Origin of the sequence: Ramlibacter monticola (genome assembly GCF_016722785.1) — a bacterium.
Classification (GTDB): Bacteria; Pseudomonadota; Gammaproteobacteria; order Burkholderiales; family Burkholderiaceae_C; genus Ramlibacter; species Ramlibacter monticola.
This window is the reverse complement of sequence record NZ_JAEQNE010000009.1, coordinates 174569-188937: the sequence shown is the minus strand read 5'-3', so window position 1 is coordinate 188937 and position 14369 is coordinate 174569. Positions and strand designations below refer to the sequence as shown.

12 protein-coding genes are annotated in these 14369 nt (G+C 69.2%); 4 read left to right on the top strand and 8 right to left on the bottom strand.

Going from position 1 to position 14369, the window contains the following annotated elements:
- Positions 1–57: 57 nt before the first annotated feature.
- On the top strand, positions 58–867 hold the full coding sequence (locus JJ685_RS26710) for a hypothetical protein (protein WP_201677423.1): 810 nt from the start codon (positions 58–60) through the stop codon (positions 865–867).
- A 9-nt stretch (positions 868–876) separates the two neighbouring features.
- On the opposite strand, the gene JJ685_RS26705 is transcribed toward JJ685_RS26710, so the two are convergent.
- The 6 genes from JJ685_RS26705 to def form a co-directional block, all read right to left on the bottom strand.
- Complete coding sequence (locus tag JJ685_RS26705) at positions 877–2070, bottom strand: phosphoglycerate kinase (RefSeq protein WP_201677422.1); 1194 nt, start codon at positions 2068–2070, stop codon at positions 877–879.
- Positions 2071–2174: 104 nt separating this feature from the next.
- On the bottom strand, positions 2175–2513 hold the full coding sequence (locus tag JJ685_RS26700; protein WP_201677421.1) for an AzlD domain-containing protein: 339 nt from the start codon (positions 2511–2513) through the stop codon (positions 2175–2177).
- The gene (locus tag JJ685_RS26695; RefSeq protein WP_201677420.1) at positions 2510–3247 is read right to left on the bottom strand and encodes an AzlC family ABC transporter permease; all 738 of its coding nucleotides are present in this window, start codon (positions 3245–3247) and stop codon (positions 2510–2512) included. Before JJ685_RS26695 ends, JJ685_RS26700 begins: the two co-directional genes overlap by 4 nt.
- On the bottom strand, positions 3247–4206 hold the full coding sequence (gene fmt, locus JJ685_RS26690) for a methionyl-tRNA formyltransferase (protein WP_201677419.1): 960 nt from the start codon (positions 4204–4206) through the stop codon (positions 3247–3249). The genes JJ685_RS26695 and fmt overlap by 1 nt, the downstream gene beginning before the upstream one ends.
- The gene (locus JJ685_RS26685; RefSeq protein WP_201677418.1) at positions 4207–4689 is read right to left on the bottom strand and encodes a hypothetical protein; all 483 of its coding nucleotides are present in this window, start codon (positions 4687–4689) and stop codon (positions 4207–4209) included.
- A 13-nt stretch (positions 4690–4702) separates the two neighbouring features.
- The gene (def, locus tag JJ685_RS26680) at positions 4703–5215 is read right to left on the bottom strand and encodes a peptide deformylase (RefSeq protein ID WP_201677417.1); all 513 of its coding nucleotides are present in this window, start codon (positions 5213–5215) and stop codon (positions 4703–4705) included.
- A 135-nt stretch (positions 5216–5350) separates the two neighbouring features.
- Here def and JJ685_RS26675 point away from each other — a divergent pair, with 135 nt between their 5' ends.
- The 3 genes from JJ685_RS26675 to JJ685_RS26665 all read left to right on the top strand — a co-directional run bounded on the left by JJ685_RS26675 (position 5351) and on the right by JJ685_RS26665 (position 8290).
- Complete coding sequence (locus JJ685_RS26675; protein ID WP_201677416.1) at positions 5351–6577, top strand: LysM peptidoglycan-binding domain-containing protein; 1227 nt, start codon at positions 5351–5353, stop codon at positions 6575–6577.
- Positions 6578–6581: 4 nt separating this feature from the next.
- Complete coding sequence (dprA, locus tag JJ685_RS26670; RefSeq protein ID WP_201677415.1) at positions 6582–7715, top strand: DNA-processing protein DprA; 1134 nt, start codon at positions 6582–6584, stop codon at positions 7713–7715.
- 92 nt (positions 7716–7807) lie between these two features.
- The gene (locus tag JJ685_RS26665) at positions 7808–8290 is read left to right on the top strand and encodes a DUF494 domain-containing protein (protein WP_201677467.1); all 483 of its coding nucleotides are present in this window, start codon (positions 7808–7810) and stop codon (positions 8288–8290) included.
- A 244-nt stretch (positions 8291–8534) separates the two neighbouring features.
- Here the strand turns inward: JJ685_RS26665 and JJ685_RS26660 are convergent, their stop codons facing one another.
- On the bottom strand, positions 8535–11039 hold the full coding sequence (locus JJ685_RS26660; protein WP_201677414.1) for an OmcA/MtrC family decaheme c-type cytochrome: 2505 nt from the start codon (positions 11037–11039) through the stop codon (positions 8535–8537).
- Between the two features lie 639 nt (positions 11040–11678).
- The gene (locus JJ685_RS26655; RefSeq protein WP_201677413.1) at positions 11679–14360 is read right to left on the bottom strand and encodes a DUF1631 family protein; all 2682 of its coding nucleotides are present in this window, start codon (positions 14358–14360) and stop codon (positions 11679–11681) included.
- Between the last annotated feature and the right edge of the window lie 9 nt (positions 14361–14369).

Genomic DNA, 14369 nt, shown 5'->3' with positions numbered 1-14369 from the left:
CGACCGCGGAAAAGGACCTTGGCGTCCGGCGGATGAGCAGGTTGCAATGCGTCATCGATGACCTGGGAGGGCGCGATGCGCGAGGGAGCGAGCAACAGGAACGCCGCATTCCGGCGACGCGGGGGCGCGGCCGCGAGGCGGCTGGCGGGAGCCGTGCTGGCGCTGGGCGTTGCGCCGGCCTTCGCGCTGGACCCGCGCGAGAACGCGGTCGAAGCCGCGCTCGCGGACGGCATGACCACCGCCTTCGGCGTGGCCGCCAGCAGCGGCGCCATCAACCCCCTGGGCGGCCTGCTCACCATCGCCACCAAGGCGGTCACCTTCCACCACGCCAGCACGCTGCCGGAAACCGAGCAGCCCGCGGCCTATTCGGCCGCCTCGGCGATGTGGCTGGGCAGCGCCGTGAGCAACGTGTGCATCACCGTGGTGTTCCTCACCGGCGGCGGCCTCGCGCCCGCCTGCCTCGCGCTCGGCGCGGCCTGGGGCCTGAAGACCTGGGACGACACCGAGCACGAGCGCCGGTTCTGGGAACGGTGCGCGATCCTGCGGCAGTTCGCGGTGCAGCAGGACGTGCAGTGCGTCTACGCGCCGCCGGCGAAGGATGCCGCGACGGAGCTTGCGGCCACGCAGGACGCGCCGCAGGACAGCGCGTGGAGGGAGCCTCTCCCGCCCGTGGCCGCGCCGCGGCCGGCGGTGGCGAAACAGGCCGCGCCCAGGCAGGTCCCCGCGAAGTCCCCCGCCGCGAAGTCGGCGCGCAGGCAGAAGCCCGCCAGCCCCGTGCCGGAGCCCACGCTGGAACCCGTGCCGCCGCCACCCGCGCCGGCGCCCGAGCCGCTGCTCGCCACCTCGCGCGAGATCGAGGCGCCCTGAGGGCCCCGGTCAGCCCTGCGCGCGCTTTTCCAGGATCTCGAAGGCCGGCAGCTTCTTGCCTTCCAGCACCTCGAGGAAGGCGCCGCCGCCGGTGGAGATGTAGCCCACGTCCTTCTCGATGCCGTACTTGGCGATCGCCGCCAGCGTGTCGCCGCCGCCCGCGATGCTGAAGGCGTTCGATCCGGCGATGGCGCGAGCGATCGTTTCGGTGCCCTTGGCGAAGGCGTCGAACTCGAACACGCCCACCGGGCCGTTCCACACGATGGTGCCGGCGGCCTTCAGCTGCGTAGCGAGGCGCTGCGCCGTCTCGGGACCGATGTCCAGGATGAGGTCGTCGGCGGCGACCTCCGCAGCCTTCTTCACGGTGGCGGGCGCATCGGCCGCGAAGCTCTTGGCCACGACCACGTCGGTGGGGATCGGCACCTCGGCGCCGCGCGCCTTCATGGCCTGGATGACCGACTTGGCTTCGTCGACGAGGTCCGCCTCGGCCAGCGACTTGCCGATCGGCAGTCCCTCGGCCAGCAGGAAGGTGTTGGCGATGCCGCCGCCGACGATCAGCTGGTCGACGTTCTTCGCCAGCGACTGCAGGATGGTGAGCTTGGTCGAGACCTTGGAGCCCGCGACGATCGCGACCAGCGGCCGCTTCGGGTTGGCCAGCGCCTTGGAGATCGCGTCGATCTCGGCGGCGAGCAGCGGGCCGGCGCAGGCCACCTTGGCGTACTGGGCGATGCCGTAGGTGGTCGCCTCGGCGCGGTGCGCGGTGCCGAAGGCGTCGTTGACGTAGATGTCGCACAGGGCGGCCATTTTCTGCGCCAGCTCGGGGTTGTTCTTCTTCTCGCCCTTGTTGACGCGGCAGTTCTCCAGCAGCACGACTTCGCCCTGCTGCACGTCCACGCCGGCCAGCCAGTCCTGCTTCAGCGCCACCGGGCGGCCCAGCAGCTCGGACAGGCGCTTTGCCACCGGCGCCAGCGAGTCTTCCGGCTTCAGCTCGCCCTCCGTCGGGCGGCCCAGGTGCGAGGTGACCATCACGGCCGCGCCGCCGGCCAGGGCCATCTCGATGCAGGGCACCGAAGCGCGGATGCGGGTGTCCTCGGTGATGTTGCCGGCGTCGTCCTGCGGCACGTTCAGGTCGGCCCGGATGAAGACGCGGCGGCCGCGGGCACGGCCTTCGTCGCAGAGGTCGGAAAAGCGCAGGACATTCATGGCGGGTCTTTTTCGAATGAGGGGAAACCCGTCATTCTAGGAAGGCTGGCGAACGGGGAGCTGACCGACCCTACTCGGATCACGCGGCGCCATCCGCGCAGGCGTCACCAGCCGAGCATCAGGTGCAGCGGGAGGTACACCGCCATGCCCGCCAGCAGCGTCAGCAACACGCTGCGCCGCCAGAAGTAGAGCGCCGCCCCGACCGCCGCTCCGAACAGCCGCGCGTCCTGCCAGTCGGGCACCACGTGCCCGTTGGTCATGACGACCTCCGGCAGGACCACGCCGGCCAGCGCCGCCACCGGCGCGTAGTAGAGCGCGCGGTGGGCCCAGGGCGGCAGCGTCCAGGGCCGGTCGAGGATGAAGAAGAAGCAGCGCGCCAGCACCGTGACGCCGGCCAGCCCGGCGATCACGAACAGCGTCCACAGGTCGGTGGCGCCCCTCATGCCAGTTTCTCCCGCGGCGGCGCCGGGCGCCGGCCGTCGAGCCAGAAGCAGGCGAGCACCGCCACCACGATCGCGGCCACGATGTTCAGCTTGAGCGGCAGCGCATACGCGACGACCGCGACCAGGCCGGAGAGAACGGCGGCCAGCAGGCGCAGCCGCGTGTTGGCCAGCGAGCAGAGCACGCCCAGCAGGCACAGCACCCCGGCGAAGCCGAGCCCCCAGGCGCTCGGGATCCAGTTGCCCAGGGCGATCCCGAGCAGGCTGGCGACGTTCCACGACAGCCAGGTCAGGAAGTAGTTGCCCGCCAGATAGGACTCCTGCGCCAGCCGCCCTTGGTCGTCCGTCGCCGGCTCCGGAAAGCGGTTCGTGAACAGGGCGTAGCTCAGGTCCGCCGTGAGGAAGCCGTTCACGAGACGGCGCCAGCGTGGCAGGTGCATCAGGTAGTTGCGCAGGTGCAGGCTGAACACCACGAAGCGCAGGTTGACGCAGAAGCCCGTCATCCAGATCACCCAGAAGGGCGCGCCGGCGACGATCAGCGGGATCGCCGCGAGCTGCGAGCTGCCCGCATACACGAACAGCGTCATCGCCACCGCCTCGGCAACGCTCATGCCGGACTTGACCATGGCCACGCCGGTCATGAGCCCCCAGGCGGCCAGCCCCGGCGCCACCGGCGCGGTGGCCCGCATGCCACTGCGGAACTCGGGATGACTGCGGATGGCGCGCAGGAAGAACATCAGGCCTCGAAGCGCTGGCCGGCCTGCAGCGGGAAGCCGCGCAGGAACTCGGAAGCGGGCAGGCGCCTGCCGCCGGCGCGCTGTAGTTCGGTGACTTCGAGCCGGCCCTCGTCGCCGCAGGCCACGCCGATGCCGGCCGCGTCCACCGAGACGATCGTCCCGGGCTCCACGCTGCCGCGACCGGGCAGCGCGCGCGCCTTCCAGAACTTCACGGTCTCCCCCCCGACCTGCGCGGTGGCGCCGGGGAAGGGGTCGAAGGCCCGGATCCGGCGCGCGAGCGCCTCGGCCGGCTGGCTCCAGTCGATCGCCGCCTCGGCCTTCTCGATCTTGTGGGCGTAGGTCACGCCTTCGGCCGGCTGCTTCACGGGCTTCAGCCCGCCGCAGGCGGCGAGTTCCAGCGCTTCCACGATCAGCCGGCCGCCCAGCGCTGCCACCTTGTCGTGGAGCGTGGCGGTGGTGTCCTCGGGCGCGATGGCGATGCGCTCGTCCACCAGCATGTCGCCGGTGTCGAGTCCCGCGTCCATCTGCATGATGGTGACGCCGGTCTCGGCATCACCCGCTTCGATCGCCCGGTGGATCGGCGCGGCGCCGCGCCACCGCGGCAGCAGGGAGGCATGGATGTTGAGGCAGCCCAGGCGCGGCAGGTCGAGCACCCATTGCGGCAGGATCAGACCATAGGCGGCGACCACCATCACGTCGGCGCCGGCCTCCAGCAGGGCGGCCCGGGCGGCGGCGGCGTCCTCCGGGTACTTGCCATCGAGGCGCAGGCTGCGCGGCTGGGCCACGGCGATGCCGTGCTCCAGGGCGAACTGCTTCACCGGCGAAGGCTGCAGCTTCATGCCGCGGCCGGCCGGCCGGTCCGGCTGCGTGAGCACCAGGGGAATGACGAAACCCGCGGCGTGCAGGCGTTCCAGTGCGACCCGGGCGAATTCCGGGGTGCCAGCGAAGATCACCCGCATCTACTTGCGATCGGCCGGGGAGTTGATGAATTCCATGCCCTGGTGCGAGCGCTGCACGATACCGTTCGGATCGACGTAGACGAAATAGAACATGGGGTTGTTGCCCTCGGCCCAGCGATAGGTCATCACGTCGCCGTAGAAACTGGTGACGCGGGTGAGTTCGGCCGGCGGGCCGAACTCGCGCAGCACGTCATCGCGGGTCCAGCCAGGCTGGATCCGGTTGAATTCGGACGGGGTCAGCACCTGGCGGGTCTGCACCACGCGGCCGGAGGGATCGAGATCCACCATGAAGGCATAGCGGCCCAGGGGCTGCAGCGTGTACTGCATGCGTTGGCCGCCGCCGGGCAGCGGCAACTCGCGGATCGGCGGGCCGGCGCGGGCGATCACCTCGTCGTGCGGGGTGCCCGGCGGGATGTTCATGGTGTTCCAGGGATGGGCGCAGCCGCCGAGCACCGCGGCGGCAGCCAAGACGTACGCACGCATGCGAGCCTCCTCTTCAGACCCGCTCGGGATCGCGGCGGGCCTTCAGCATCTTGGTCTTGATCCGATTCCTCTTCAGCGGGGAGAGGTATTCGACGAACACCTTGCCCATCAGGTGGTCCATCTCGTGCTGGATGCAGACCGCCAGGATGCCCTCGGCGCTGATCTCCCGCGCCTGGCCCTCGCCGTCCAGCGCCCGCACCTTGATCGACCGGGACCGCTCCACGCCGTCGTAGATGCCCGGCACCGACAGGCAGCCTTCGTCGCCGACCTGCTTTTCCTCGCTGGCCCAGACGATCTCCGGGTTGATCAGCACCAGGGGTTCGTTGCGTTCTTCCGACACATCGATCACGACCAGGCGCTCGTGCACATCCACCTGGGTGGCGGCCAGACCGATGCCGTTGGCGTCGTACATCGTCTCCAGCATGTCGGCGATCAGGCCCCGGATGCGGGCGTCGACAGCCTGCACCGGCTTGGCGACGGTGTGCAGGCGGGGATCGGGATAGGTCAGGATGGACAGGACGGCCATGGGGAACAGATGGGGTTGTCGCTTATTTTCGCCACTTTTGCTGCCGCCCGACGGCGACAAACGGAATATTCATTGCCCGATCAAGGACTTGGGCCCAGAATCGGCAGCAACTTGTCAAGAGCGGACTCATCACAGATGGCTTCTTCCAAGCGCCTGGCCACCCGCAGTATCGCGGTTTGTGCCGCGCTTCTCCTGGGTGCCGGCCTGGCCTCCACGACGGTAGCGCAGAACTTCCCCATCACCCCGTCCCAGCGTTCCACGGCCGAGCAGGTCGCCGCCGCTGGCGTCCCCTTGTCGGAGCTGGCGCCCGACGCGCCGGATTCCTATACGGTCAAGCGCGGCGACACGCTGTGGCGCATCTCCGGGCTGTTCCTGCGCTCGCCGTGGCGCTGGCCGGAGCTGTGGGGGATGAACATGGACGAGATCCATAACCCCCACCGGATCTACCCGGGCCAGACCCTGTACCTGGAAAAGGTCGACGGAAGGGCGCGACTGCGCGCGGGCGTGCCGCCCTCGGGCATGCCGCCGGTGGACGAAACCGTGCGGGTGTCCCCCCGCGTGCGCATGAACGGGCTGCCGGACACGGCCATCCCGACCCTGCCGCCGCACCTGATCGAGCCCTTCCTGAACGAGGCGATCCTGGTGGAGGACGCCGGCCTGCTCGACCGCGCGCCGCGCATCGTGTCGGCCCCGGAAGACCGCGTCCTGATCACCGAAGGCGACCGCGCCTACGTGCGCGGCCGCGCCGGCACGCCGATGGTCGAGAACGATCCGCGCCGGGTCGAAGCCTTCCGGGTCTTCCGCAACGCCGTGCCCCTGAACGACCCCGTCACCGGCCAGGTGCTGGGCTACCAGGCCGCCTACCTGGGCAGCGCCGAACTGGTGCGCAGCGAGTCGGTGCAACCGGTCCAGGCGACGAACGGCAAGCTGGTCCCCACCATCGTCCCGGCCACGGTCGACATCACCCGCGCGAAGGAAGAAATGCGCGTGGGCGACCGCCTGCTGCCGGAACCGCCGCGGGTCTTCAGCACCTACGTGCCGCGGGCGCCGACGCTGCCGGTCGACGGCAGCATCATTTCCGTCTACGGCGACGCCGTTGCCATGGTCGGCCAGAACCAAGTCGTGGTGCTCAATCGCGGAACGGCCGAAGGCCTGGAGAACGGCCACGTGCTGTCGATCCTGAAGGCCGGCCGCATGGTGCTGGACCGCTCCGAGCCGCGCGAGCGCGCCAACCTCAAGCTGCCCGACGAGCGCAGCGGGTTCCTGATGGTGTTCCGCGCCTTCGAGCACCTGTCGTATGCGCTGGTGCTGGAGATCAACGACACGGTGGCGATCGGCGATCGCGTGATCAACCCGCGCTGATCCCGTGCAGCGCGACGAGCTGGCCGGCTGGCTGCGACTCGCGCTGACCCCGCAGCTCGGCCCCGTCGCCGCGCGCCGGCTGCTCGCCGCCTTCGGGCTGCCGGAGGCGATCCTGGCGCAGGGCGAAGCGGCGCTGGCCAAGGCCGTCGGCAGCCCGCTCGCGCAGGCGCTGCGCCAGCCGCCGGAAGGCTTCGAGGCGCAGTTGGAGGCCACGCTCGCGTGGCTGGCCGCGGATCCCGACCACCGGCAGGTGCTCACCCTCGGCGACCCGGACTACCCCACCGCCCTTCTGACGATCGCGGACCCGCCCCTGATGCTTTACCGCATGGGGCGCATCGCCGCGGCGCCGCAGCGCGCCGTGGCCGTCGTGGGCAGCCGCAACGCCACCCCGCAGGGCCTGCAGAACGCCCGCCGCTTTTCGAGCGCGCTGGCCGAAGCGGGCGTGACGGTCGTCTCCGGCATGGCGCTGGGCATCGACGGCGCCGCCCACGAAGGGGCGATGGACGGCGCGGCACCGGACGCGGTGGCCACCATCGCCGTCGTCGGCACCGGGCTCGACCGCGTGTACCCGAAGCCCCATCTGGAACTGGCGCACCGCATCGCCGCGCGCGGCATGATCCTGAGCGAATACCCGATCGGCACCCCGCCGCTGGCGCCCAACTTTCCGCGCCGCAACCGGCTGATCGCGGCCCTGGGCCAGGGCACGCTGGTGGTGGAGGCGGCGCTGCAGTCCGGCTCCCTGATCACCGCCCGGCTGGCCGCCGAATGCGGCCGGGAGGTGTTCGCCATCCCCGGTTCGATCCACTCGCCGCATGCGCGCGGCTGCCACGCGCTGCTGCGCCAGGGGGCCAAGCTGGTGGAAAGCGCGCAGGACGTGCTGGAGGACCTGCGCTTCGTGCTGCCGGCAGCGCCAGCCCCCGCGCCGGATGGCGAGGCCGAAGGACCCGAGGGCGGGACGACCGCCACGGAAGACCCGCTGCTGGCCGCCATGGGCTACGACCCGATCGGGCTCGACGACCTCATCGCGCGCACCGGCATCCCGGCGCCGCGCCTGCAGGCGCGGCTGCTCGAACTGGAGCTCGCGGGCGAGGTCGCGCGCCTGCCGGGCGGCCGGTTCCAGCGGCAGGCCAGCGCCTGAGCTTCGCGATTGCATGGCACCTTGGTGCCGACGCGCAACGTGGCCGCGTAAAACCGATGGCGTTCGCCGCGCTCCTCTTCTATATTGGGATCATGTTTGAAGTGCTGGTATTCGTTTACGAAAACTACTGGCGCGGCGATGCCTGTCCCGAGCCGCACGCGCTCGAACGCAAGCTCAGCGCCCATGGCTTCGAACCCGAGGAGATCCAGGAGGCCCTGGCCTGGCTGGACGGCCTCAATCTCGCGGCGCAAAACGTCTGCGATTCGGCGGATCTGGAGCTCGAATGGGCCCCCGAGCCGAGCACGGCCAGCATGCGCGTCTACTCGGTCGCCGAGCAGGACAAGCTGGGCGCCGCGTGCCTCGGCTTCATCACCTTCCTGGAAAGCTCGGGTGTGCTGCCGCCGGCCCTGCGCGAGATCGTGGTGGACCGCGCGATGGCCGCGCCGGGCGACACGGTCTGCCTCGACGCCCTGAAGATCGTCGTGCTGATGGTGTACTGGCGCTTCGGCCACGAGCCGGACGCTCTGATCCTCGACGAGTTGTGCGACGACGCGGAGGACCGGATCGCGCACTAGCCCCCTCACCCGGAGAAAGAAAAAGCGGCCGAGGGCCTAGGCGTTCACTTGACGTGTCGATGGGCTGAGGCCCAGCCTACAAAGACAAGGCCGCTGCATCGCTGCATCTGCTAGGCGTTCACTTAGTGTGTTGATGCTCGGCTAGGAAAGACCCGAACATCTCGCGATGTTCGGGTCGATGGCTGTTTTCAGTCGCTGGGTTGGGGCACGGCTTTGCGTGCCCGAGATCGTTCACTCGATCATGTCACTTGGCATGCATCGCCTTGATGTCCGCCGCCCGACCCGTGCCGTGGCACACCAGGCACGTCTCCGTAACGGCAAAGCCTTTCGCCCGGTCGGCGCCGACAGCGACGCTGGAGGCTTGCTTGTACAGCGTGCCGCCGTTGCCCTGGATGTGGCCCACCGCCGCCTTGCTGTCGTGGCAGCCGAAGCAGGCCGAGGAGATCGGCGAGGACACCAGGTTGGCATTGGGGCTCGTCGAGTAGTCGATGAGGCCGAGGCCCAGCGTCGTCACCCACGGGGAAAGGCCCAGGGTGGCGGCGTCGGGGTTGGTCATGTTCTTGTTGGCATCGGTCGACCAGAGCAGGTTGGGCACGGCTGCCTTGTTCGCCGCGGCACTGAAGTCATAGCTGCCCGGCACGTGGCACTGCTCGCAGTTGCTCAGCACGCCAGGGTAGGTGACTTCCTTGAAGCCGTTGGGATTGTCGGCGGTGGCCATCCAGTTGAAGGCCTGCTCGCGCTTGCCTGAGGCGTGGATCGAGTGGACCATGTTCTTCTCGGACACGTTCCAGCCGCCGCCCTTGTCGCCAGGGCCGCCGTGGCCGGTGGAGTAGTTGGCCGTGTGGCAGGCAGCGCACCCTTCGCCGTTGTTGCGGGCACCGCTGTGGAACGAAGGCTCGACACCCAGCTGGCCGTGGCAGCTGTTGCACTTGTCCTTCGAGACGATCTGCCGGCGCGGTGTGTAGCCCTCGGCCGTCTTGATCACGAAGGCTGGCTCGCGCAGGCGGATTCCCTTCGGATAGGTCGCCAGGTTCGTCTGGACGAAACCCTGGTAGGAAACGCCCAGCGAAGCCGTGACCATCTTGGCGTTGTCGGGAATCACCAGGGCCAGGGTCGCGGTGTAGAAGCCATTGGCATCCGGGCCGGTTTGCGCGTTGCCGCCCACGCCGTCACGGATGTTCTTGACCGTGACGCCGCCCCCGAGGTCCTGCACGAAGTTCCAGTCAGCCGGCTCCGTGATGCCGTCCTGAGGAACCGCGTACGCCACCATGATGCTGGGTGAGCCGTCGACGCCGTCGATCAGGAATCCGCTGGGATTCAGCGTGACCGGGCTACCGTCCTTGAGGATCCGGTAGGTCACGTTCAGGTGCTTCGCGCCGGAGGCGCCGGTCACCGTGGCCTTGGCGATCTCGAGGTTGATTTTGTAGACGCCGGACGGCAGGTTGCCCAGCTGCGAGGCGAGCGGAATGGCCGGGCCCATGCCGGCAGGCAGTCCGGGGGTGGGGACGTTGGGTGCCGTGTTGATCGGATAGCCGCCGCGGTCTGCGGAGCCCGTCCGGTCGACCGTCACGTGGTAGATCTTTTCGATCGCGGCCGCGCTGTGACACTGCGCACACCTCGTGTCGTCGGCCTGCGCGCCGCCCACGTGTCCATAGGCGTCGAACTTGCCGGTGACGGTCTTGCCCAGCCCGGTTGCAAAATTGATGCCGTCATGGCAGGCGCCGCACGCCACCCGGCTGGGCTTCGTCTTCCAGTTGTCACCCTGGGGCGTCGGGTTGGCGGCCGTTGCCGATCCGTCGTGGCACTTGACGCAGTTGGTCTGCGACTGCGGGTAGGTGATCTCGTTGTACTTGACGCCGAACTGGTTGTAGCCCTTGTAGTAGAGCTTCTGCCCCATGTGGATCTTGTGGACCATGTTGGGGAAGACGCCCACCGCCCGGTCCATCACTTTCATGGTGGCGCCGTAGGCCGCGTACTTGCCAGCGGGCACGAGCGTGTTGCCGGAGGCCGGCACCGATTCGCCGCTGCCGAACTTGACCTGGTCGGTGTGACAGACCACGCACATCTTGGTGTCGTGCATCACCGGAAGCATGTTCGCGTGCAAGCTCAGATTGCTGTGGCAACTGTTGCACGACGCGGTGGTGACGATCAGCCGCTGCGGGTCTACATCCGTCGTCGGCTTGCCGGTCGCGGGGACGAAGTCGTAGGTGAAATTGGCTGAGCCCTTCAGCAGGGTGGTCGCGTCGGGCATCTTGCCGCCGATGGCGACGATCACGCGGTGCGGCAGGCTGGGGTTGTAGCTCAGGTCGTCCAGGTCGGCCTTGATGCTGGTGGCACTGAAGGCGCCCGCATCCACATAGCTCTTGACTTTGGTGATGTCAACGCCGAACGTGTAGACGTAGCTGCCGTCACCGTTGTCCACCATCGATCCGGAATTCTCCGGCTCCGGGAACATCAACACTGGAGGCTTGTCGGCGACCGGGGTGGCCCCGAACACGTTGTAGTTGACCCAGCGGCTGGGTGCGCCTGCCGTGGCCGGCATCAGCTTGGCGATGCCGAAGCTGAAGTTGGGATACGCGCCGGCGGCGTTCTTCTGCGCCAGGCCGCTGACCGGGGTGCCCGCCGCGTCGGTCACCTTGAAGCTGATGACGGGCGCGCCCTTGCTCATGTCGACGGCGGTGACTTCCCCGCCAAGCGAGAGGACTCGCCACTGGGAGGCCGACAGCAAATTGGCCTTGACCGTTGTCACGGCGCCCGTTCCCGGGGGGCCGGACGGGCCCGGTGATCCGGCCGGGCCGGCCGGGCCGGTCGCTCCATCCGTTCCATCCGATCCGCCGCAACCGCTCAATACGATTGCCGTCGTCAATATTGCCGCATAGAGCGACACCTTTCTCGACTTTCCACTTCCTTCTGCCACTGCACACTCTCCGCTTCTAATCGAATGCCTCTTGGGCTTGCGTCGTGCCTTTTGCACTTGCCGCACGCATTGTTGAGCTTGGCACTGGCGTTTCCACGGCACCTGGATGGGCTTTGGGAACCAATTGACGTTGTGTTGACAGTTGTCAGTTGGGTCGACCAGGAGGTGCCCGCCTGTCGGCGCATTCGGCGGACTTTTGTCACGGTCCCCCTGCGCAGGGCCTGACCGAGACCCGACGATGCGAGAACACGACTTCCGAAAACGGGTCAGCCACGGGTTCTCGGCTTGTACGCGGCGTAGCCTGACCAGACTCGCCCGGCCTTCGCGGTAGCCCCTTGAGCAGCTGAAAGCGGCCGTCCATGGCGTACTGCTGCCGAGAAGGCTTCTTCAGCAAAGAGAAAGACCGCACAGCAAGGTGCTGTGCGGTCTGTGCCGGTTACGTCAACACTTTTCCGTTTCGGGAGGACGCGCTTACTGCAGCAGCCGTTCCGGATTCGCATCCAGCTTCGCCAGCGCGTCGCGCGTGGCACGGACGGTGAGCGCTTCCTCCTCGGTCGGCACCAGCAGGCCGGCCTGCAGGTAGGAAGCCAGGCGCCGCACCGGCATGAGGTAGCAGTAGCCGTCGCCGGCGGCGAACAGGTGCAGCTGGCGGCGGTCGCTGCACCAGGCGTACTGCACCTGGACGATCCGGCCGTTGTGGTCCAGCGTGAACCAGTTGCCCAGGGTCAGCTCGTTGGCCCAGGACATGATCGCCGCGCTCGGCTGCGTGCCGCCGGAGCCGATCACCTCGATCATCGAGGCGTCGATGCCCAGCATCATCTCGATGCTTTCCTGGTCCAGCGGCAGCTCGCCCGCCGCGTCGTCGGACACGAAGTCCTCCAGGTTCGCCAGCCGGCGCGTCATCTCCTCGATGCGCGCGTGCGGGATCGCCTCGGTCTTGGACAGGAAGGCGTCGGCCAGGGTGTCGCCGATCACCTTGATGTGGTTCTCCTGCTCGCCCGCCTCCAGCCCCAGCAGCGACATGCCGCGGCGCAGGCGCGTCAGCAGGTCCGGCAGGTCCTGGATCACCTTCGCGCGGTCGTTGCGGTTCGGCTTCGCGCTGGCCGCCCACACCAGGTCGGACGCGGACTTCTTCAGCGCCAGCGTTTCCTCGTGCTGCGGGCCGTTCTTCACCGCCGCCACGGCCAGCACCTCCGCCCAGACCTTGAACAGGTACTCGCGGATCTCTTCGCGCACCGGCACGTCGTTGAGCATCTTGCGCAACTCGATGGTGTACTGGACCGCCATCGTCTCCTTCTGCTCCACCTGCTGGGCGACGCTGACCAGCTTCTGCGTCGGGCCCTTCTCGGTCAGGTAGCGCGCCAGGAAGCGCTGGAACTCGTCGTACACCAGCTGGAAGACGCGGCGGCCGGTCTCGGGATACTGCTCGATCACCTGCACCACCCGCTTGACCTCGGTCTCCAGCGCGCTGCCGCTGATGGCGCTGGCGTCGAATCCCATCACGCAGGCGCCCATGCGGTCGATCAGCTGGCGCGCCGGGTGCTCCAGCGAGCCGAAGAACTCGGGCTCGGACAGGGCCACGCGCAGCACCGGCATCTGCAGCCGCGCGAACCACACGCGGATGGCCGCCGGGATGCGTTCCTCCGACAGGATCGCCTGGAACATCAGGGCCACGATCTCGATGGTGGCCTTTTCCGAATGGGTGGCCGCCTGCCGCTTCAGTTGCTGGGTGCGCTGCCGCAGGTCGAGGGCGACTTCCTCGACGGCGTCGTCGTCGAAGATCACCACGTCGCCGTGCGTGATCGCGTCGTTCTGGCGCGTCTGGACCTGGGTCTGCACCTGGGTCTGGTGGTGCGTGACCGCCTGGACCAGCGAGGCCGAGGGCTGCATCGTCCCGACCTCGACGCTGTCGTAGCCGGCCACCCGCTCGCGCAGCAGCCGTTTCAGCTGGCCGATGACGCCGGTCGCGCGCATGCGCGCCCGCGCCAGCGGCGAGGTGCCGGTCGCGCTGATCGTGTCGCCCGCTCCCGCGGCGGCCGTGGCCGGGCTGGGGCCGAAGAAGGAATCGACCGCGCCGCCGTTCCCCATGCCATTGCCGTTGGCCATGCCCGGTGCGCCGTTCGCACCGGCCGGACCGTGGTAGCCAGCGCCTCCACCCGCGGCGGCGCCGCCGGCTCCGTGGCCCCAGGCTCCGCCGCCGGGAGCACCGGGAGCACCGGGAGCACCGGGAGCACCCGGCGCCCAGCCGCCCCCCGCGGCCCCATGGCCGCCCGCTCCGCCGGCATATGCGCCCGCTCCACCGGCATACGCGCCCGCTCCGCCTGCATGGCCGCCGCCGTAGCCGCCGCCCGCCCCCGGATCCATGGCGCCGGCCGGTCCGCCGGGACCCGCCGGACCGCCGGCGGCCCCGTAGCCGCCGTAGCCCAGGTCGGCACCCGCGGCCGTCGGATCGCCCTGCGGCGCCTCGCCGGCATGCGGCGGCACCGGCCCGCGGCCGGGGCCCCGCGGCGGGCGCTTCACCCGCGACTTCAGGTCGATGTGCGGCAGCACGCCGCTCTGGACCAGGAATTCGTTGGCCTTCTTGTAGCCCTCCAGGGCGCGCGGCACGATGAGCTTCTGGATCACCTCCTTGGCCAGCACCCACGTGTCGCGCGGCAATGCCGCCGCCGTCCACTGCTCCACGAGCGTCTGCGCCAGCGCCTCGGGCCGCAGCACGTCCTCGCTGGCGAGTTCCTCGCCGCCTTCGAGGTGCGTGATGCGCAGCTTCAGGTCGTTGAGTTCCCAGACCGCCTTCTCCTGCACCGCCATCGCCAGGCGGGAGGACAGGATCTTGTTCTCGACGACGTCGTCGCCGATCAGCTCCAGGGTGCCCATTTCCAGCCGGGCCCGGCCGGTGGTCGTCGGGGGCACCACCGCCCGCCGCCACGCCTTGCCGGCAAGGTCCACCCAGCGGGTGGCGGACTGCTCGAATTCCACCAGGGCATCGCGGCGCTGCTGCATCTCGCGGCTGCTCTCGGCGTTGTTCATCTGCTCGCTCAGCGAGGTCCGGATCGCCTCCGAGATCTCCGGCAGCACGCCTTCCATGTGCGTGACGAAGCGCTCGCGCGCCTGCCGTGCCAGGGGTGCCGCTGCGGGACCGAGCGTGGAAGACATCAGGCCTGC

Coding starts and splice junctions, on each gene's coding strand:
- JJ685_RS26675 (WP_201677416.1), top strand. CDS start 5,351: ATGGCTTCTTCCAAGCGCCTGGCCACCCGCAGTATCGCGGTTTGTGCC.
- JJ685_RS26665 (WP_201677467.1), top strand. CDS start 7,808: ATGTTTGAAGTGCTGGTATTCGTTTACGAAAACTACTGGCGCGGCGAT.
- JJ685_RS26700 (WP_201677421.1), bottom strand. CDS start 2,513: ATGAGGGGCGCCACCGACCTGTGGACGCTGTTCGTGATCGCCGGGCTG.
- JJ685_RS26685 (WP_201677418.1), bottom strand. CDS start 4,689: ATGCGTGCGTACGTCTTGGCTGCCGCCGCGGTGCTCGGCGGCTGCGCC.
- JJ685_RS26705 (WP_201677422.1), bottom strand. CDS start 2,070: ATGAATGTCCTGCGCTTTTCCGACCTCTGCGACGAAGGCCGTGCCCGC.
- JJ685_RS26655 (WP_201677413.1), bottom strand. CDS start 14,360: ATGTCTTCCACGCTCGGTCCCGCAGCGGCACCCCTGGCACGGCAGGCG.
- JJ685_RS26710 (WP_201677423.1), top strand. CDS start 58: ATGACCTGGGAGGGCGCGATGCGCGAGGGAGCGAGCAACAGGAACGCC.
- JJ685_RS26695 (WP_201677420.1), bottom strand. CDS start 3,247: ATGTTCTTCCTGCGCGCCATCCGCAGTCATCCCGAGTTCCGCAGTGGC.
- fmt (WP_201677419.1), bottom strand. CDS start 4,206: ATGCGGGTGATCTTCGCTGGCACCCCGGAATTCGCCCGGGTCGCACTG.
- def (WP_201677417.1), bottom strand. CDS start 5,215: ATGGCCGTCCTGTCCATCCTGACCTATCCCGATCCCCGCCTGCACACC.